Source organism: Hahella sp. KA22, assembly GCF_004135205.1.
Taxonomy (GTDB): domain Bacteria; phylum Pseudomonadota; class Gammaproteobacteria; order Pseudomonadales; family Oleiphilaceae; genus Hahella.
On the sequence record NZ_CP035490.1, the window covers coordinates 6,583,640 to 6,600,950 of the forward strand.

General features: G+C 57.6%; 20 protein-coding genes. All 20 read right to left on the minus strand.

Going from position 1 to position 17,311, the window contains the following annotated elements:
• Positions 1 to 4 precede the first annotated feature (4 nt).
• The 20 genes from EUZ85_RS29080 to EUZ85_RS29175 all read right to left on the minus strand — a co-directional run bounded on the left by EUZ85_RS29080 (position 5) and on the right by EUZ85_RS29175 (position 17,274).
• A complete protein-coding gene (locus EUZ85_RS29080; RefSeq protein WP_127973608.1) occupies positions 5 to 508 on the minus strand; it encodes a prepilin-type N-terminal cleavage/methylation domain-containing protein in 504 nt (167 codons plus the stop codon).
• Positions 486 to 1,007: a Tfp pilus assembly protein FimT/FimU gene (locus EUZ85_RS29085; RefSeq protein WP_127973609.1), complete on the minus strand. Its 522-nt coding sequence runs from the start codon at positions 1,005 to 1,007 to the stop codon at positions 486 to 488. Before EUZ85_RS29085 ends, EUZ85_RS29080 begins: the two co-directional genes overlap by 23 nt.
• A 30-nt stretch (positions 1,008 to 1,037) precedes the next feature.
• Complete coding sequence (locus EUZ85_RS31950) at positions 1,038 to 1,496, minus strand: type II secretion system protein (RefSeq protein WP_127973610.1); 459 nt, start codon at positions 1,494 to 1,496, stop codon at positions 1,038 to 1,040.
• Between the two features lie 84 nt (positions 1,497 to 1,580).
• The gene (locus EUZ85_RS29095; protein WP_127973611.1) at positions 1,581 to 2,150 is read right to left on the minus strand and encodes a hypothetical protein; all 570 of its coding nucleotides are present in this window, start codon (positions 2,148 to 2,150) and stop codon (positions 1,581 to 1,583) included.
• Between the two features lie 2 nt (positions 2,151 to 2,152).
• Positions 2,153 to 3,382: a type II secretion system F family protein gene (locus EUZ85_RS29100; protein ID WP_127973612.1), complete on the minus strand. Its 1,230-nt coding sequence runs from the start codon at positions 3,380 to 3,382 to the stop codon at positions 2,153 to 2,155.
• Position 3,383: 1 nt separating this feature from the next.
• Positions 3,384 to 5,120 (minus strand): GspE/PulE family protein, encoded by a 1,737-nt coding sequence (locus tag EUZ85_RS29105; RefSeq protein ID WP_127973613.1) that lies wholly within the window; start codon positions 5,118 to 5,120, stop codon positions 3,384 to 3,386.
• Between the two features lie 34 nt (positions 5,121 to 5,154).
• Positions 5,155 to 6,486, minus strand: coding sequence for a lipopolysaccharide assembly protein LapB (locus EUZ85_RS29110; protein WP_127973614.1), 1,332 nt, complete (start codon positions 6,484 to 6,486; stop codon positions 5,155 to 5,157).
• A complete protein-coding gene (locus EUZ85_RS29115; RefSeq protein WP_127973615.1) occupies positions 6,483 to 7,331 on the minus strand; it encodes an ExeA family protein in 849 nt (282 codons plus the stop codon). Before EUZ85_RS29115 ends, EUZ85_RS29110 begins: the two co-directional genes overlap by 4 nt.
• An 18-nt stretch (positions 7,332 to 7,349) precedes the next feature.
• Positions 7,350 to 9,035: a pilus (MSHA type) biogenesis protein MshL gene (mshL, locus tag EUZ85_RS29120; protein WP_127973616.1), complete on the minus strand. Its 1,686-nt coding sequence runs from the start codon at positions 9,033 to 9,035 to the stop codon at positions 7,350 to 7,352.
• 2 nt (positions 9,036 to 9,037) lie between these two features.
• A complete protein-coding gene (locus tag EUZ85_RS29125; RefSeq protein WP_241566890.1) occupies positions 9,038 to 9,409 on the minus strand; it encodes a general secretion pathway protein GspB in 372 nt (123 codons plus the stop codon).
• Entirely contained in the window at positions 9,402 to 10,040 is a 639-nt protein-coding gene (locus tag EUZ85_RS29130; RefSeq protein WP_127973618.1) for a type II secretion system protein M, read from the minus strand. Before EUZ85_RS29130 ends, EUZ85_RS29125 begins: the two co-directional genes overlap by 8 nt.
• Complete coding sequence (locus tag EUZ85_RS29135; protein WP_127973619.1) at positions 10,037 to 10,726, minus strand: hypothetical protein; 690 nt, start codon at positions 10,724 to 10,726, stop codon at positions 10,037 to 10,039. Before EUZ85_RS29135 ends, EUZ85_RS29130 begins: the two co-directional genes overlap by 4 nt.
• A complete protein-coding gene (locus EUZ85_RS29140; RefSeq protein ID WP_127973620.1) occupies positions 10,726 to 11,655 on the minus strand; it encodes a hypothetical protein in 930 nt (309 codons plus the stop codon). The genes EUZ85_RS29135 and EUZ85_RS29140 overlap by 1 nt, the downstream gene beginning before the upstream one ends.
• A 363-nt stretch (positions 11,656 to 12,018) precedes the next feature.
• Complete coding sequence (locus EUZ85_RS29145; protein WP_127973621.1) at positions 12,019 to 12,864, minus strand: sulfotransferase; 846 nt, start codon at positions 12,862 to 12,864, stop codon at positions 12,019 to 12,021.
• On the minus strand, positions 12,857 to 13,438 hold the full coding sequence (locus EUZ85_RS29150; RefSeq protein ID WP_127973622.1) for a serine acetyltransferase: 582 nt from the start codon (positions 13,436 to 13,438) through the stop codon (positions 12,857 to 12,859). The genes EUZ85_RS29145 and EUZ85_RS29150 overlap by 8 nt, the downstream gene beginning before the upstream one ends.
• A 9-nt stretch (positions 13,439 to 13,447) precedes the next feature.
• Positions 13,448 to 14,047, minus strand: a complete 600-nt coding sequence (locus tag EUZ85_RS29155; protein ID WP_241566891.1) for a serine O-acetyltransferase — start codon at positions 14,045 to 14,047, stop codon at positions 13,448 to 13,450.
• A gap of 22 nt (positions 14,048 to 14,069) precedes the next feature.
• Positions 14,070 to 14,321 (minus strand): acyl carrier protein, encoded by a 252-nt coding sequence (locus tag EUZ85_RS29160; RefSeq protein ID WP_011399865.1) that lies wholly within the window; start codon positions 14,319 to 14,321, stop codon positions 14,070 to 14,072.
• Positions 14,322 to 14,395: 74 nt separating this feature from the next.
• Positions 14,396 to 14,977 carry a chorismate lyase gene (locus EUZ85_RS29165; RefSeq protein WP_127973623.1) on the minus strand — a complete coding sequence of 194 codons (582 nt, stop codon included), beginning with the start codon at positions 14,975 to 14,977 and terminating at the stop codon, positions 14,396 to 14,398.
• A gap of 30 nt (positions 14,978 to 15,007) precedes the next feature.
• Positions 15,008 to 16,447 (minus strand): class I adenylate-forming enzyme family protein, encoded by a 1,440-nt coding sequence (locus tag EUZ85_RS29170; RefSeq protein ID WP_127973624.1) that lies wholly within the window; start codon positions 16,445 to 16,447, stop codon positions 15,008 to 15,010.
• A gap of 17 nt (positions 16,448 to 16,464) precedes the next feature.
• Positions 16,465 to 17,274, minus strand: a complete 810-nt coding sequence (locus EUZ85_RS29175; protein WP_127973625.1) for a glycosyltransferase family 2 protein — start codon at positions 17,272 to 17,274, stop codon at positions 16,465 to 16,467.
• Positions 17,275 to 17,311 lie beyond the last annotated feature (37 nt).

Sequence of the window (17,311 nt, forward strand, 5' to 3'; positions counted from 1 at the left end):
CGCCTCAAAAATTGGCCCGATAGGCGGAAAAGGTCATCGCCGGACCGGAAGGCGGCGTTATCGTCACCCTCACCAGCTTGGCGTTCGACGCCGACAAACCAATGTCCGCCCCCGCGCAGGTCACAGACACGCTCACCAGATAGCCGGGATAATTATTAAAATCCGCATCAGTCTGCGAGCGCGGCGCTTCATTGACGATGCCGTCGTAGTCGTCCACATCGTCATACTCGTCGCGACTGCCCTCCTCGGTGACGATATTGCAACTGGTCACTGGCGGCACGCCGCCGGATGGGGTCGCCTCGTCATAACGTTTGCCGAGAATTTCATCCAGATACGCCTGCGCCAATTGAATCGTGCGATTGCGCAACAGTACGTCACTGCTGCGACCGATGCTGCCGCTCATGGCCGTGACGATCGCCACCAAGGCAATGCCAATCACGATAATGGTGATCACCAGCTCAACCAGGGTAACGCCGCGTTGTCGCTCAGGATTCGCAAAAGCCTTCATAGGCGTACCCCAAGGTGGTGATGCAAATCGGGTAAACCGTATCGCCGCTGACGCAGATGAGCGTGTTGGTTGTTCCGCTGGAGGCAGGATTGATCACGTCGCCATCCTGATTAAAGGTGATGGTCGCCGGCAAAGCGCTTCCCGCACAGGAGGTGGTGGCGCTCTGGCTCCAGTTGATGCTGACGCCGGAAGCGTCGACATCCCGTTGCGAAACATAGCCGCCCTGAGCCACCACGCCAGAAAAGTCAGCGCCGGACAGCGACAGGGTCAGAGTGGTGGTGGTTGCCGCGCGGCGGCCAATGGCGACTTGCTCCGCCAAACGCGCCTGAGAAAGGATTTGATCGGCGACCACACGGGCCGAATATGCGTCCCGTGTGGCGAAAAGACTAATGGCCGTGACGGACAGAATTCCGAGCAAGATCATCACCATGATCATCTCGATCATGGTGAAACCGCTATTGAGAGCTTTGCCTCCCCTTCGCCGTCGGAATACCTTCACACACGGACCTGACTCAGCTTAAGGTAACGATCAAGGGCAAGTGGTCGTACCGCCAATAACAGGAGCGGTATTTGCTGCCGCGGATTGCGCGTAAGTAACGGTACAGTTGGTCGCGACAGTCACGGTAGTGGTTCCGCCCGAGTGGGCGACCGAGACATTTCCGCCATCAACTTGCGATGCAGCTTCTATTCCCGTCGCGGTGCCAGCCGGATATCCAAACACGACATCAATCGATGTTCCATCTACAGTCACCGTACTGGTTGCAGCCTGATCATCGCAAGTTGTAGTAGCCAAACAAGCGGCATGAATAATCGCTGATGCTGACCTTACTGACCCTTCTATGCCGGAGCGGGTCGCCGCCTCAGCCTGAGAAGATAAATCCGCAAATTTCGGCAGTGCAAACGCCGCCAGTATTCCCAGAATAACGATAACCATGACCAGCTCGATCAGCGTAAAGCCCGACTGCTGTGTCTTTATCTGCTTTTGCATAGTTGTCCCTCCACGAGAACATATAAGCTTTTAATCAAGTATAGACGCCAAGTTATTCTTCTGTTTGTAAAATAGTTAAATATTTCAATCGTTATCAGCGCTTTTGCGTTGTATGGACAGCCTCACTTCGCCGCTTTCGGCGTTATACAGCAATGAAAAAAAGTCCTTCCCCTGTACGCCAATCTGATAGGCGCAAACCGTTCCTACAGCCAATGCTTCCACCTTCTCCTGCAAGGCCGCCTCCGTTGCGCCGCTGCGGCGCAACAGCAGTGTGGAATACAAACGCCGGCAGCTTTCATCCGTCATCGCCGCCGCTACGGGATGGCTATCGCCAACATCGACCGGCCACCCCTGCGCGTTCATTCTCAATATGCCGCCGCCCTGTTCCTGAAAATCTTCGGGACTGAAATCCGCCCCCGCCGCCAGCGTCCCCAACTCAACCGAGTCTGAGCGTCCGCCTTTCGCCAGCCAGGTGGTATGGGCCAGTCGCAAACTGGTGAGAAACGCGGCCTTCAGCTGCTGCGCGCGCAACTCGCCGGCGTTATCCACCAGGTTATCCATGGAACGCAGAAACACAGCTATCAGCACAGCGATCAGCGCTCCAATCAACCATATCTCCACTCGCAGAAACTGGTTCAGCCAACGTCCCGCCATGATTATTTACCCAGCGCCGCCTGCCCCAGACTCCACATGGGCAGAAACACGCCCAGCGCCAGAATCAGCACCATCACGCCCATCACCACCAAAAGAATGGGCTCAATGGATTCCGCCAGGCGTTTCAGGGAGTATTCAATTTCCTCGTCATAGAAATTCGCCACTTCCACCAGCAGACTGTCCACTGCGCCGGTTTCCTCTCCCACCGCCAGCATCTGCATGACCAATGGCGAGAACATGTTGGTGGCGCGCGCCGTACGCACCAGGGTGTCGCCGCGCTCAATACCGTTGCGCATGTCGGCAATAGCGGAGCCCACATATTTGTTGTCCACCGCTTCCGCCACCAGGGTCAGCGCGGAAGTCACCGGTAGCCCCGCCGCCAGCATCATAGAAAAGTTACGGGAGAAGCGGGACAACGCCACCAGTTCAAACAAAGGACCGACGATGGGAATACGCAGCTTGAAACGGTCCCAGCGATAGGCGCCCTGAGGCGTTTTTTTCCAGCGGATGAATCCATAAATCGCGGCCGCCAACCCCGCCGCCACGAACCAGCCGTAATTGATCAGAAAGCTGGACGTCGCCACCAGAATCTTGGTGGGTAGCGGCAGGTCGGCGCCGAATTTGGCGAATACGCCGGCGAAGGCGGGAATCACGAAAAAGTTAACCACCAGTAGCGCAATGGTGATCGCCACCACCACCATGATGGGATATCGCACCGCCTGCGCCACCCGCTTACGGGTATCTCGCTCCAGCTCGATATTTTCCCCCAGCTGACGAAATGACTCTTCCAGTTGCCCGGTGTTTTCTCCCACCAGAATCATGGAGACGAACAATTCATTGAAGGTGCGGGGATGGGCGCGCATGGCGGTAGCCAGATTCACCCCGCCCTCCAGACGCCGCGCCACATCGTCCAGCACTTCCGCCAGTGTCTCGGAGCGAGTAGACTCCGCCAACCCGCGAATAGCGCGAATAATAGGAATACCGGCGCGACTGAGCGCATGCATCTGACGACAGAGAATCACCAGCTCATCCAGCGTCACTTTTTTACGGAAGATGGGCAGTTTCTTCAGCCACAGCAGCACATCAGTTTGCGCTTCCTGTTCCTGAATGCTGGTGGGCGTCACGCCTTTGCGCAGCAGTTCATTCGCCAGCGCCTCCCGGTTGACGGCCTCCTGCACGCCTTCGATCAGCGCGCCCTTGCTGTCCCGCCCTTTGAATGCAAAATTCGCCACGTCAGCTGAACTCCAAATGGCTCGGTGAGTGCGGCAGATCGCCCAGCGACGCCGAAATGCGGAACACTTCATCCAGTGTGGTGACGCCTTCACGCGCATAGTCCAACGCGCTGAGCGCGAGTGGGCGGTAATGCAGCGAACGTCTGGCGGCGTGAGTGAAAGCGCTCTGGTCATTCTTACGCAGCGCGTCCAATAGCGCGTCGCTCATTTCCAGTAGTTCGTAGACCCCGATACGACCGCGATAACCGGAGTTGCCGCATTGATAACAGCCTGCGCCCTTGAAGAAATGCGTGGGCAGGGATTCCTGCGTCATGGCGTGCAGCCAGATTTTCTCCTGTTCACTGGCCTGATAGGGCTGCTTGCAGTTATCGCAAATACGTTTCACCAGACGCTGCGCCACCACCGCCGTCAGCGCACTGGCCACCAGGTAGGGTTCCGCGCCCATGTCGATCAGGCGCATGGCGCTGGAGATGGAATCGTTGGTGTGCAGCGTGGATAACACAAAGTGACCGGTCATGGCGGCGCGCAAACCGATTTCAGCGGTTTCCTGATCGCGCATTTCTCCCACCAGCACCACATCCGGGTCTTGCCGCAGCGCGGCGCGCAGCACCGACGCAAAGTCCAATCCGATTTTTGGATTCACCTGCACCTGGGTCACCCGGGGCAAGCGGTATTCCACCGGGTCTTCCGCAGTGATGACCTTCACTTCCGGTCGATTTAACTCCGTCAAGGCGCCGTACAGCGTGGTGGTTTTGCCGCTGCCGGTAGGCCCGGTAACCAGCAGAATGCCATGGGGCCGTTTGATCAGAATGCGTAGCCTGTCCAGCAGTTTTTTCGGCATCCCGGTGGCTTCCAGGTTCAACATGCCTTCGGTCTGATCCAGCAAACGCATGACCACCGACTCGCCATACTGCACCGGCATGGTGGACAGACGCACATCGATGGAGCGGCCTTTAACCCGCACGTTAAAACGGCCGTCCTGGGGCAGACGTTTTTCGGAAATATTAAGGCCTGACATCAGTTTCAGACGCAGCACCAGCGCCGCGTTGACGCGCCTCTCCTTCATCACCTGTTCGTGCAGCACGCCGTCGATACGCTGACGCAGACGCACCACGTTTTCGTCCGGTTCGATGTGAATATCTGATGCGCGCGCCACCACGGCGTCTTCAAATATGGATTGCAACAGACGCACCACCGGCGCTTCGGTGTCATCGCCCCCCGCCGCCAGTTCCGCCAGGTCAAAGGCGTCTTCGCCCAACTCATCTTCCAGTTCGCCGGCGATGCTGGCGATTTCCTCCGTGCGCCGATACACCAGATCCAGCGTGTCCAGCAGCTCGCTTTCGCGAACTACCGCCTGGCGTATGGGTTGTTTCAGCACCCGCACCAGTTCGTCGTAGCCGAAGATATCCATGGGGTCCGACATGCCCACCAGCAACTCGCCTTTCTCTTCCGACAGCACAATCGCGCGGAAACGGCGCGCGGCGGTTTCCGGCAGGCGTTTGATCAGCTCCTGATTGAATTGGTAATGGCGCAGTTGCACGAAAGGAATCCCCATTTGCTGCGATAGAAAACGCAGCAGGCTGTCCTCGTCCATATACCCCAAGTCAATCAGGGTGCGGCCGAGCTTGCGGCCCGCCTTCTTCTGCTCGCTCAGCGCCGTCATCAATTGCTCTTCCGTGATGACGCCGTTTTGCACCAGCAAATCGCCCAAACGTATTTTCTTTTTCGGTTCGACCATAATTACTCTCTATCTCTCCGCTGCGCTTGCGGTGTCAGCCGCCTCCGCCGCCCGGCTCCAACTGTTGGATGCGGCGGCTGGCGTACTGCGCCAGAGTCGTCTGTAATTCCGGATCGCCCACCGCCTGACGATAGGCTTGCAATGCGGATTGGCTGCGCCCGGTCTGATCCAGGGCGATGCCCAGACCCGCCCACCAGTCACCCTTATGTGGATGTGCTTCAATCAGAGCCGCATAAGTAGCGATGGCGTCTTCATAACGACGCGCCTGGTGGTAAAGGCCGGCCAACAGACTGTGATAATCCGGCGCCGCCTCCACTTTCGGGGCCTCGCTTTCCAACAGCGCGATGGCCTGCGCCGCCATCCCAGTCGCCGCCAAAGTACGCGCTTTCATCAACTTAAAGTCCACGCTGCTGTACGCGTCAACGCTCTGCATTACTTGCAGCGCCTGAGGGTAATCTCCAGCGCCGATCAGCCAGGTCGCCAACTGATAACGGCTGGCTTCATGTTCTGGCATCGACGTCAGCAAATCCCGCAAACGTTGTCTAGCCGCCTCAACCTCTCCCTGGCGATAAGACTCCCGCGCCTGCTGCAAAGCGCGGGCGGCGATTGCTTCCGGGGTTTGCGACGGCGCAATGTTCATCGCGGCTGAAGAGGGCGCCGCCTCTTCCGCCGGAGTTGCGGCGATATCAATGTGGCGCGTCAGCGTAGCTGGCGTTTCTGCAGCTGGTTCCGGCGCCACCGCAAGCGGCGCATGAGCCTCCTCCAGCTCATTACGAAAAGCCGGCGCCGTCCTGGCTTGCTCCTTGGGCTCACTATCAACATTGGCGCCATTCATCTTCGCTTCACTGAGGACCGGGCTTTCCTGCTTGACGGTGGAAGGCGCTTTCTGCGTCGTCGTCATGGGTTGCAGCGGAGCGTCCTCGACGATCACGACTGGCTCTTGCTTGAGTTGTGTTTGTCGCGCCGGTTCCTGAGCGTATTGCGGCGCCGCGACGACAGCCTGGGAAGCCGGCTGCGGCGCTATTTCTCTGACAGGCGGCGCAACCTCTGCGACAACAGGCGTATCCAATTCCGTCACTTCAGATGGAGTCTCTATCCTGTGATCAGGCGCACTTGGCTTCTCATCCCGCGCCGATAATGTATTCACCATCGCCACCTGGGACACCACTGGCGTCGGCGGTTCCGCTGGCGCTTTCATCCACCAGTAACCGCCGGCCAGTCCCGCCGTCACCAGCGCTAATGCGAGCACGCCAGGCCAACGTCGGGTCGCGCCTGGGGACGCTTTCTGCAAGCTGTGCGGGACTGGCGTCCGCGGCGCCGACTCCCGTTTGTCCAGATCTCTGAGCACATCGTTGAGTAAGCTCACGCCCAACCTCCCAACCAGGCGAACCTGAGCGGGCGGGCGCTTTCCGTATCCTTCACCGCGCGCCGCACATGGCCCGGCGCGACGGTTTTATCGCCATCGCCGTAGGCGGCGAGCATGGCCTTATGCGCCAGTACGTTCACCAACCTGGGGACGCCTCCGCTGGCGCGAAATATGAGCTTGGCGGCGTCGGCGCGAAACAGGCTGTCGCCGTTGTAACCGGCGGCCATCAGGCGGTGCCGTAGATATTGCTCCACCGAATATTTATCCAGCGGACGGATATATTCCTGAAACGTGATGCGTTGCTTCAGCTGCCGCAATTGCGGCTCCGACAGCATGACGTCCAGTTCCGGCTGCCCGAACAACACGACTTGCAGCAACTTTCGCGATTCGGTTTCCAGATTGGTCAGTAAACGCAGCGCCTCGATTGTCTGCTCGGGCATCGCCTGTGCTTCATCGATCACCAGCACAACGCGCCGGCCTTCCGCGCAGTGGGCGATCAGTTGTTCATTGATGAGCTTCAACAATTGATGACGACCGCCATTCAGTTCGCCCAGGTCCACCTGCAGTTCGTCCGCCAGGGCCAAATACAGATCCTGTGGCGACAGGCGCGGATTGGGAATGTAGGCGGACACGTAATCGCCATCGAGAAAATTCAACAAGCGACGGCACAGCAGGGTTTTCCCCGTGCCTACCTCGCCGACCACTTTGATAAAGCCTTCCATGCTCTCCAGCGCGGCGCGCACCGTTTCAAAGGCGTTACGGTGAGTGGACGCGTCCAGATAAAAATGCGTATTGGGCGTGAGGGAAAACGGCGCCTCGCGCAATCCGAAATGTGTTTCGTACATACGCCCTCCTTTCGCCGGTCAGAATTGCTCGCTCGCCCGGTGTTGCAGTTTGTCCATGCGCTGACGGCTGCCGCGCAGATCCTGACGGTAACTTTCGCTGTCGGCGATAATCGGCCGGATCAGAATCACCAGCTCGCTCTTTAGTTCGGTGTCGCGTTTCTGTCTGAACGCCTGCCCCAGCAATGGGATATCCCCTAACAGCGGCACTTTCGCCTGCTTTTTTTCCGTCAGATTGCGAATCAGGCCGCCAATCACCACCACCTGCCCATTACGGGCCTTGATGACACTGTCGGTCTCCCGCACGGAACTGAACGCCAACGGCAGCACCAGATCATTGGAGCCCAGAGAGATAGTCTTGGTCTGATCCTCCACATCGCTCACCGTCGGGTGCACGTGCAGCGTCACGTCGCCGTTCTCGCCAATCTGCGGGGTGACGTCCAGGGCGATACCCGAGAAAAACGGCGTGATCTCCACTTCCGAAATCAGGTTGCTGGTTCCGCTGGTGGTGGTGGCGTCGTTAGTCTCAATGCCCGTGACGAAGAACTCGTCATCCCCTACCTTGATCACGGCTTTCTGGTTGTTAATGGTGGAAATGCGAGGGCTGGACAGCACCTGTACCGTGCCCTGCTCGCCCAGCAGCTGCAGCAGGGTCGTGAAGTCGTTGATGCGCAGCGCTGCGCTGAAAACGCCTTCAAATCCCGGGTTGGTGATGCTTCTGGAAGTCTGTCCCAGCGTCAGACTTTTGGTGGGATCGCCGGAAGCGTCCACTTTGGAAGTGAATTCATCGAAGTAAGACCAGTTCACGCCTTGCTCAAAGCCTTTGTTCAGCACCACTTCCAGAATTTTTACTTCCAGAATCACCTGCCGCTGCATAATCAGCTGCGCCTTATCGAGATACTCCTGCACCGCCGTCAGTTCACTCGGCGTCGCCCGCACCACCACAATGCCCGCGCCGCCGTTCGTCACGACTTTGCGGCCCTCTTCATTACCGACAATCGTAATCAGGGTCTCCTGCAGTGCGGTCCAGAAATCCGAATCGGTTTGCGTGGTGATGCGCGACAGCACTGCATTGGTGGAGCCGCCGGAATTATTGCTGTTGTTGTTACTATTACTGTTGCTGGAACTGCTGGAAGAAGAGCCCGAGGAGTTGGACAGCTGTCCGGAGCTGACCATGATGTCCGACGCGCCCTTGCGTTTGACGTTCAGGTAGTCGATCTGAAAGATGCGGGTTTGCACGCCGCCGGGCAAGACTTTGAAGAGATTGCCCTTACGCTGGTATTCATAGCCATAGAGCTGCTGGACGATTTCCATCACTTCATCCAGGGTGACGTTTTTCAGGTCCAGGGAAATCGCCCCTTCCACAGCTGGATGCACCACCATGTTGTAGCCGGTGCCTTTTACCAGTCCCATGAAGAAATCTCTGGCCGGCGCGTTATTGACGGTAATGTCAAAACGCTCCGCCGCCTGCATTGTCTCAGCCGCCGGCATGGTCGGCAGCAGCGCCTGCATGACGTCCGGCGGCGGCGCGGGCTGCTGCGCCTGCGCCATGGCGTCTTCGGCTTCCTGCATCGCCTGCCCGATCGCCTGCGCGCTGGTCGGCGGCGGCTCGGGCTCATCCTTCTTGGGCGTAGCAGGCTGACTGGCGCACGCCGCCAGACCGAAGCCGACCCAAACTGACAACAAGGTCCGCCAAAGACTTCTCATTCTTATCTCCGAATAATCAGCGCATCCTGGGACGCGCCTTGCACACTTTCGTACCAGCGCTGACCGCGCCAGTCCAATAACACCCTGCGCGCCTCGATTTTCACCACGCGCACGGAGCCGGTTTGCTGCCCTTCCGCCAGGGCGACGCCGTTAATCGTCGCCACCTTGCGGGTGGAGGAATACAGGATCGAATCCACACTGATCGCCGGACGACTGGGCGCCCCGCTGACCATCACGCCATCCGCGCGCCATCCCATGGGCCGTGTGGGGTCCGCCAGGACTTCGCCATCCGGCAGCCGGAAGCTCTCTGCGCGGCCAAGCATCGCAACGCCCAACAGCAATAGACTCAGCGACCATTTCTTAACTTCAAACACCCAGCCACCTCTCATCCAGCCCCAGCGTTTCGAACTCCAGCGTCACTTCCGCCCTGGGATAGGCGTCCACCTTGTAATCCATGTCCACAATGCGTAGACGGGATTCATTGCGCTCAATCTTCTGAATGTATTGCAGAGTGTCGAAGTAGCCGCCGGTGAGCACCACTTTCACCCGGTGACTGAACAACACCGCCGCGGCTTCGCCTTCGCCATGCTGAATTTTCCGCGGCGGCAGTTTGGCGACAGCCACCACCTGCAAACCGGGATGTTTGCGCAACAACTCCATCAGCAATTCGGGCATTTCTTCCGGGGCCACCAGACGGGAAAGGCTTTGCTTTAATCGTTCCTGGCGGGCGTTGAGTTGATTGCGCAAACGCTCGTTCTCTTTTCGCAGCGCGGCGTCCGGGTCCTGCGCCAATTGCTTGCGCAGCACGTCCGCCTGAGCGCTAAGGTCCAGCAGCTCCAGATTGGCGGCGGCTATCGCCTGCTCCGCCGAGCGATTACTGCGCCACAGCGGGTCCCAGGCGAACTGGGCGTACAGCAATATCAGCGCGACAATGACTGTCGCCAGCAGGATGGCTCTTTCCCGCAAGCTGAAGCGGTTCACCCGGGAGATCCATTTCTTCATCATGGCTGTTTGCCTCCCGCGCTGACCACGGGTTGATTCAGCGCACGGCCGCCCGCCGCAGGACGGGACGCCTGCGCTTCCGCCTCGGGCGTCTCCACATAGGTGTCCACTTCGAATAACCGGGCGCTGGCGCTTTCCTGTTCCGGCTTCAAGGTCAGCATATTGAAGGCGCGACCGCGTAACGCAGGCTCATCCCCCAGCGCCTGCAGATAAGCGGGAAGTAAGTCCGGTTGCACGGTGGTCCCGCTGAAAATCAGACGTTCGCCTCCTTGTTGAATCCGAATACGCTGCAACCACAAAGGTTCCTGGCGATGCCGCGCCAGGGCGATCATCAGCTCGCTGTAGGACATGGCGCCGCCATCCGCTTTCAGGCCGGATTCCAGCGCCGCCAGCAACGCCTCGGTGTTCTGCATTTGCAGGCGCAGACGGTCATTGTCCGACTGCAGACGGGTATCTCTGGCGCGAGCTTCGAGTTGCTTGCGCATGCTGTCTATTTCCACTCCCAACGCCTGTTTGCGGGATTCGGCGGTTAACTGGCTCATGGTCACGTCGGCGCTGCGCCATACCAGATAGCCGGTGTAACAGCCGCATATCACCATCACCGCCACCACAGCGGCGATCATCACGGGGATGGAGAGCAGATCTCGCCGCGGGCGGAACTCTTCAACGTATAAGTTGACCTGCTGCATCAGACGCTTTTCCTTCCCCCGACGGCTTTGCGCATGGCGGCGCCGCAGGCCACCCAGTGAATGGCCGATGCGAGTTGATCGTCCGGCAGTCCGACTTTGTCTTCCTGCAAGGTTTGTACGGTCAGTCCCAGCGCTTCATCCAATTGCGACAAGAGTTCCGCTTCATTCACCACGGAGCCCGCCATCAGTCGGCGGGGGGGCGCCTGGCCCATCTGGCTTTCGAAATAGTCAAAGGAGCGCTGCACTTCCAACGCCAGTTGCTGCCCCACCCAGGATTTACGCTCAGGGTCGGCCAGCGCTTCCATGTCCGCATCGAGACGACGGGACAGGTAGACAGAGCCGTTTTTGATTAACAGCATAAGGCCGGTGTTTTCCCGCATCATCATCAGACCAAGGGATTTGCCGTCTTCTTCGAAAGGCTGCGCCAGATTGCGCAGCGCCAGCTCCGTGATATCAATGGAGGACAACACCAGACCGCTGTCGTTGATGACGCGAATCAGTTCTTTCAGCAGGGATTTACGGGCGGTCACCACGTTAATCTGGGCGGCTCTGCCGCGCAGGGCGTCGCTGGGATACTCAAATACATCCACGATGGCGTCGTCGATGGCGTAATCCAGCAGATCTTTCACTTTCCAGCGCACCGCTTCGCGCAGTTCGCTTTCTTCAACGCTGGGTCGTTCGATTTGATGCAGGGCGTACATTTCCGGCGGCAACACCAGATTGCAGGCCATTTTCTCCAGTTTGCGCTCGCTCACGAAAGCCTTGAGCGCAGCCGCCCGCTGCGCAGCGCGGGCGTCCAGATAGTCGATGACGCGGATTTGTGATTGCCCGCCGGCCGGCTCCGAGACGGCGATAGCCATTCCGTCCGGCCGTACTTCAATGCCGACCAGCCCTTTTTTGCCTTTGGAAAAGGAAAGCCATGAAAGCAATCTAATACCTCGTTTTAAGCGCCGACAGCCGCATCACAGAGTGATATTTAACGGCCGGTATCCTTACAACGGGCACACTGATCCTAGTTTTTACATAACTTCAGCTTAGACCACTAACTTATTGTTGCAAATGTAAAAGTGTAAAAAAGGATTTGACAAAAACGGCGTTTTCCGGGCGTCCCGAGCAGTGACATGCAACGCCATTTAAGGGCTTTCAGCCAAGTGAAGAATTCGCGTTGAGAAGGCGCATTGCGATAGCCGTTTCAGCGCGCGCGATACGCAAACGTTAGGCGCCGCAACAAAAAAGGGGCGCCGCCGCGCCCCTTGAAAGCCCTTACGGGCGAAGATGCAAACAAGAGTTTTTTACTGCCAGGCCGACAGATTACTACCGGTCAATTCGGCGACGAATTTCTTCTCGCCGGAGTAGTAGCTGCTGAGCACTTCCCGGCTGTCCGGGTCGATTTTAGGCAGCGGTCTGGAACTCACGTTCAAACGCCGCAACAGCTCAGGCACGCCAGTGCGCTTGATGACTTCCGTCAGACGGGTATAGCCGGATTTAGCCAGCATTCGATAGGTGCGCACCATGATGTTTTCCAGAAACAGAAAACGGTAGGAGCGCGCCTGGTTTCTGCGCTGCTCCACGCCTTCGGGCAGGAAGTTCACGTCCTGGCAGCCGAGGAATTCGTAGACTTCCCGAAAACCTCTGGCGTAGTCCTTGTTGAAATCCTCCAGCACGATGATTTTGATCTGCTCCTTGGGGAAGCTAGCAAAAAAAGGCTCCAGATACTGGGTGTAGCAGCCGAACTTCAGGTGCTCCTCATTGCGGATAAACTCCGCGAAAGAGGTGCTGCCGGCGATATCGCCTTTGCGGATAGCATGCAGATAATCGGAAAACGTGCGCTGCACCGGATCGCGCACAATCGCGATGATCTTGGCCTCCGGGAAATGGCGGCGTATGCGCTCCGCTGTTCCCGGCCGATACATGTACGTTACCGAGAACTCTCCTTTCAACAGGCGGTCGTCGCAGCCTTTGAACTGCGACTCATACCAGGCTAATTCATGCTGATCGTACAAATCGCTGAAATAGTTAATTTCTTTCGGGTTGCCGTCGAATATTTCCGGGTGTTGCACCAAATTTTCGAAAAACCAGGTGGACCCGCATTTTCCTGAACCGATGCCGATAAAATCGACGTTGAATGGTTTAGCCATGTTGCGCCATCCTCTCCTTGGGCTCTTCCACTTTTTCCTCAGTCTTCATGGGAACGATGCGCGCGGGATTGCCAATCGCGATCGAGTTGGCGGGCACGTCCGTGATCACCAGACTGTTGGCGCGCACCACCACGTTATCGCCGATAGTGACGTCGCCCAGCACCTTGCATCCGGGCTCCAGCGTGACGTTGTCGCCAATGATCGCCAGACGCGGCTTGCCGCGAATGTTGCCGACGGTGACGCCTTCATACACGGTGAAGTTCTCGCCGATTTCCTCCGCCAGCACAAAGATGCCGGAGAAGTTGCACACCACCATGCCTTTGCCGATCCGCGCGTAGCTCTGGATGCTGATGCCAGTGAACATTTGCACCAGATAAAACAAAACGAAGTACGCTACTTTCAGCAGCAACGACAAGGGTTTGAATTTGACGGCGGCCGCCTGTCTCCCAAAGCGATACACTATCGCCGCGAGCGTCCCTCTGTGCGGCAATGCGCGCAGACAATTGGCGGTGGAGGCGTCGCCGTAGAGCAGCTCCGCCTTGCGCCTCACATCCTGTTTAATGTTCGTTATCATGTTCCGTCTTCAGTAATTGACCACCTTCTTGCCTTCCCGCTTCTCCGCCATCCAGTTGGTTTCCCGGGAGATAATGCGGGCGGGGTTCCCCATCACCGTGCAGTTATCCGGCACGTCGGAGATCACCACCGAATTGGCGCCGACTACGACGTTATCGCCGATCTTTACACTGCCCAACACCTTGGCGCCGGCGCCGAGAAACACATTGTTCCCCAGCTTCGGCGGCTCCGGCTGTTCACGCAGGTGACCGGTGGTCACACCCTGGAACACGATGCAGTTGCTGCCTATTTCGCCTTCGCTGATGAAGATGTTGGAAAAGTTGTGAATGACGAGTCCCGGGCCGATTTTGGCCTTGGAGGGAATGTAGATGCCGAATCCCAGCACCACCAGGACCTTGCCCAGAGCGTAGGGAATATACAGAGGAATACGCAGCAGAGCGGGCTTGATGGTGCGCGCCCAGCTCCCGTAACGATAGACGATGACGGCGATGGTGCCCGGCTCCAGAAATACCCGCACGTTACGGGTGAACCAGCTTTTCTGGCTGAGAAACCATTGCTGCTTGAATTTGACGTCCGCCTTGATCAGGCTGATAAGTCCCATCTTTTGCATAAGTCCTTTTGCTGTCCGTTGCTCAGACGCCGGCGGATTCCGCTACGCACCCCGCCACATAGGTCGCCATGGCGCCGAAGGTGTCGAACGTTTCCGGCTCCAGACTCTCACTGTCGATCTCGATATCGAACTCCCCTTCCAACGCCACAATCAGCGAAATGCGCTGAATGGAATCCAGATTCAGAGGCTCGTCGAGACCCACTCCTTCATAATCGACGCGGGTGACGCCGCCTACGACTGACTTCAAGCGTTCTAGCGTATCCGATTGGCTCATATTATTTTCTCCATGTTCACTTCCGTTTAAGCCTTTGTTTCCGTAACCCTTCCTGCGGACTGCGCGACGAAGCGTCAGCCCTTTTTGATATACAGGCGGTAGGGGAATTTCTCCGTCACCTGAATCACCGGATTGTGCCCCACGTAGATATAGTAGGTGCGGCAGATCAGTTCTCCGCAGTAGTAACTGGAGCTGCCCGGGACCACTTCCTGTTTGATTTCACGGTAGATGTCCGCGACCTGACGATAGGTTTCCAGCCCCATTTCCCGCAGCAGCTCGCCAATACCGATTTTACCCTGCAGTAATTGATCGCTGATTTGCTCGGGAAGGTCTTGGGTTTTGATGATTGAAGTGGCGTAGGCGTATATGTCGCCGCTGTCCACGCCGCGGATGCAGACGTTGCGTCGCAGTACGGTGTCGCCTTTGTGGCAGGACATCTCTTCCACGTCTTCTTCCAACGCCTGTTCGCTCTGGCCGAGTTGCTCGACCATCAACGGCTCCCAATAATAGGCTTCCAGTGTTTTGGTCACGGTGCCGTCGGTGACCAGCAGCGTCCGCAAAATCGGCGGCATCGCAGCGATGTCGAGACTCTCATCGCGCTTGTTGGTAATGATGCCGCCAGCAATATATCCCTTTGCTTTAAAACAATCTAACATGCTCTCCACCTTGTACTTAACTTTGCGGATTTAAAGATATTTTCTGAGCACCTTGCCCAGAGGACTCTTTGGAATTTCGTCTACGAACTCGATAATTTTCGGCGTTTTATAGGCCGCCAGGCGCTCCGCGCAGCAGGCCGCCACCATCTCCCTGGTGACGCCGGCGCCGGCCTTCACCGCCACCTTGACCATCTCGCCGTACATCCCGTCGGGTTTGCCCAAAGCCACCACTTCCAACACACCGGGAATACGCCGGATCACTTCCTCGACATCCGCGGGATCGACTTTATGACCGGCCACATTGATCATCAGCTTTTTGCGCCCAACAATGATCAGATTGCCTTCCTCATCCAGACGCCCCAAGTCTCCCGTATGGTAACCGTCTTTACGAAAGGTTTCCGCACTTAATTCCGGCAGCCCCCGGTACTCATGGGTCATGGCCGGGGAGTCGATCACCACCTCGCCTTCCTGTCCGGCCGCGACAGTCACTCCCTCATCGTCCACCAGACGGATAACGGAGCCAGACACCGGCTTGCCGACAGAACGGAAATTGGCGACCGAGACATTTGCATTCACCGCAGCGGCGCCGGTTTCTGTAGAGCCGTACAATTGCCCCAGAGAAATACCGAAGGCCTCGCGAAAGCCAGTGAATATGTCTGCCTCCAGGGGCGCTCCAGCCGTATACGCCAAACGCAATCGACTCAGATCCGGCGCCTGCTTGAATGGCGTCATCGCCATCATTTTGCACATAAACGGCACGGAAGGCAGCAAGGTCGCCTGATGCTCCGACACCAGCCGCATCATTTTTCGCGCATTGAACTCGCCATGATGAATCAACAGAGTTCCGCCATTCATCAACGCCGCCAGGAAACAGTTGCCAAAGCCATGGGCGTGAAACAGCGGTACGCTGCAGGCAATAACATCTTCATGGGTGATGCTCAGCGTCGCGGCGGAGCCTTCCACTTCCGCCAGCACCTGCGCCTGCGTGCGCACCACTTGTTTGGGCGCGCCGGTGGAGCCGGACGAAAACATAATGACCGCGTCCGCCTCTCCCGGATAACCGCTTTCCGACGCGGCCTCATCCGCCACGGGCAAGGGATCATCCAAGCCAATCACACAACGAGCCATTTCAGCGGGCAGCTTCGCTTCCGCTTCAGGAACGACAAAGGCGAAGCGCACTCGGGCGTTGTCGAGGTACAGCGCAGTTTCCTCCTGCGTGTAAGCCACGTTTAACGGTAACAGTACGCCGCCGTTGGCCCAGACCGCCAGCGAGGTCGCCACGAAGTAAATGGAGTTGGGAACCAGCGCCGCCACCGCCTCGCCGGGACCGACGCCAGCCGCCCGCAATACGCGGGCGTATCCGACGGCGGCGCTGATCATTTCGCGATAACTATAGGAAGTCTCGCGCCAAACAACGGCTTCCTTTTCGGGAAACCGTTGCGCCTGCTCAACAAAACGTGCAAATAACATATGCTTACGACTTCACTCTATGCTTTGGTTTGCAGCTCTTTATAGCCGGTGGCCTTCAATTTGCCGTAGAGATTGAACAGCTCTACAAACGCCTTGAAGATGACTAAGGGATTGGCGCCGGTGGCGGAGCCTGACAACCTGGGATAGTGGCTGACGGGCACTTGCTTGATAGAGCAATGCATCATGCCCGCCTGGGCCAGAATCTCTGTGTTGATCATGGCGCCTTCCGCCTCAATTCGAATGCTCTGGATAAAGTCGCGCCGAAAAATCTTGAAGGCGCAATCAATATCCCGCACCCGAATACCGAACAGGTAGCGCACCAGGGTTCCCCAACAGTATGCGTTCAGCTTGCGATGCCAGGGATCGGCGCGCTGCGCCCGGTAACCCACCACGATGTCGTAATCGTTGATGTGCCGCAGCAGCAGGTCGACTTCCTCCAGGTCAAACTGACCATCAGAATCGGAGAAGAAAATAAAATCTCCTCGCCCCGACTTCAGACCGGTCCTGACCGCGCCGCCATATCCCTTGTTCTGCACATGGTGAATGGGGCGCACTTCCTCATGCTCCTGACGCAGGCGTTCCAGGATATCCCGCGTGCCATCGGAGCTGCCGTCATTGACGACAATGACCTCTACGGTTTCAAAATGCCTCTTAAACGCTCCTATCGCCTTCAGGACCGTCATTTCTATATTCGTTTCTTCGTTATAGGCGGGAAATACAACAGATACGCTAGATAATTTCTTATTTTGCGGGGAAACCGAAGCTTCCGTCTGGGCATCCTCTCTGGGCGCCTTATCCACCTTACGTAATATGATGTCCGCTTCCATTGAACTGTCCTTTGTTTCGCTGGGTTATTCCATTGCG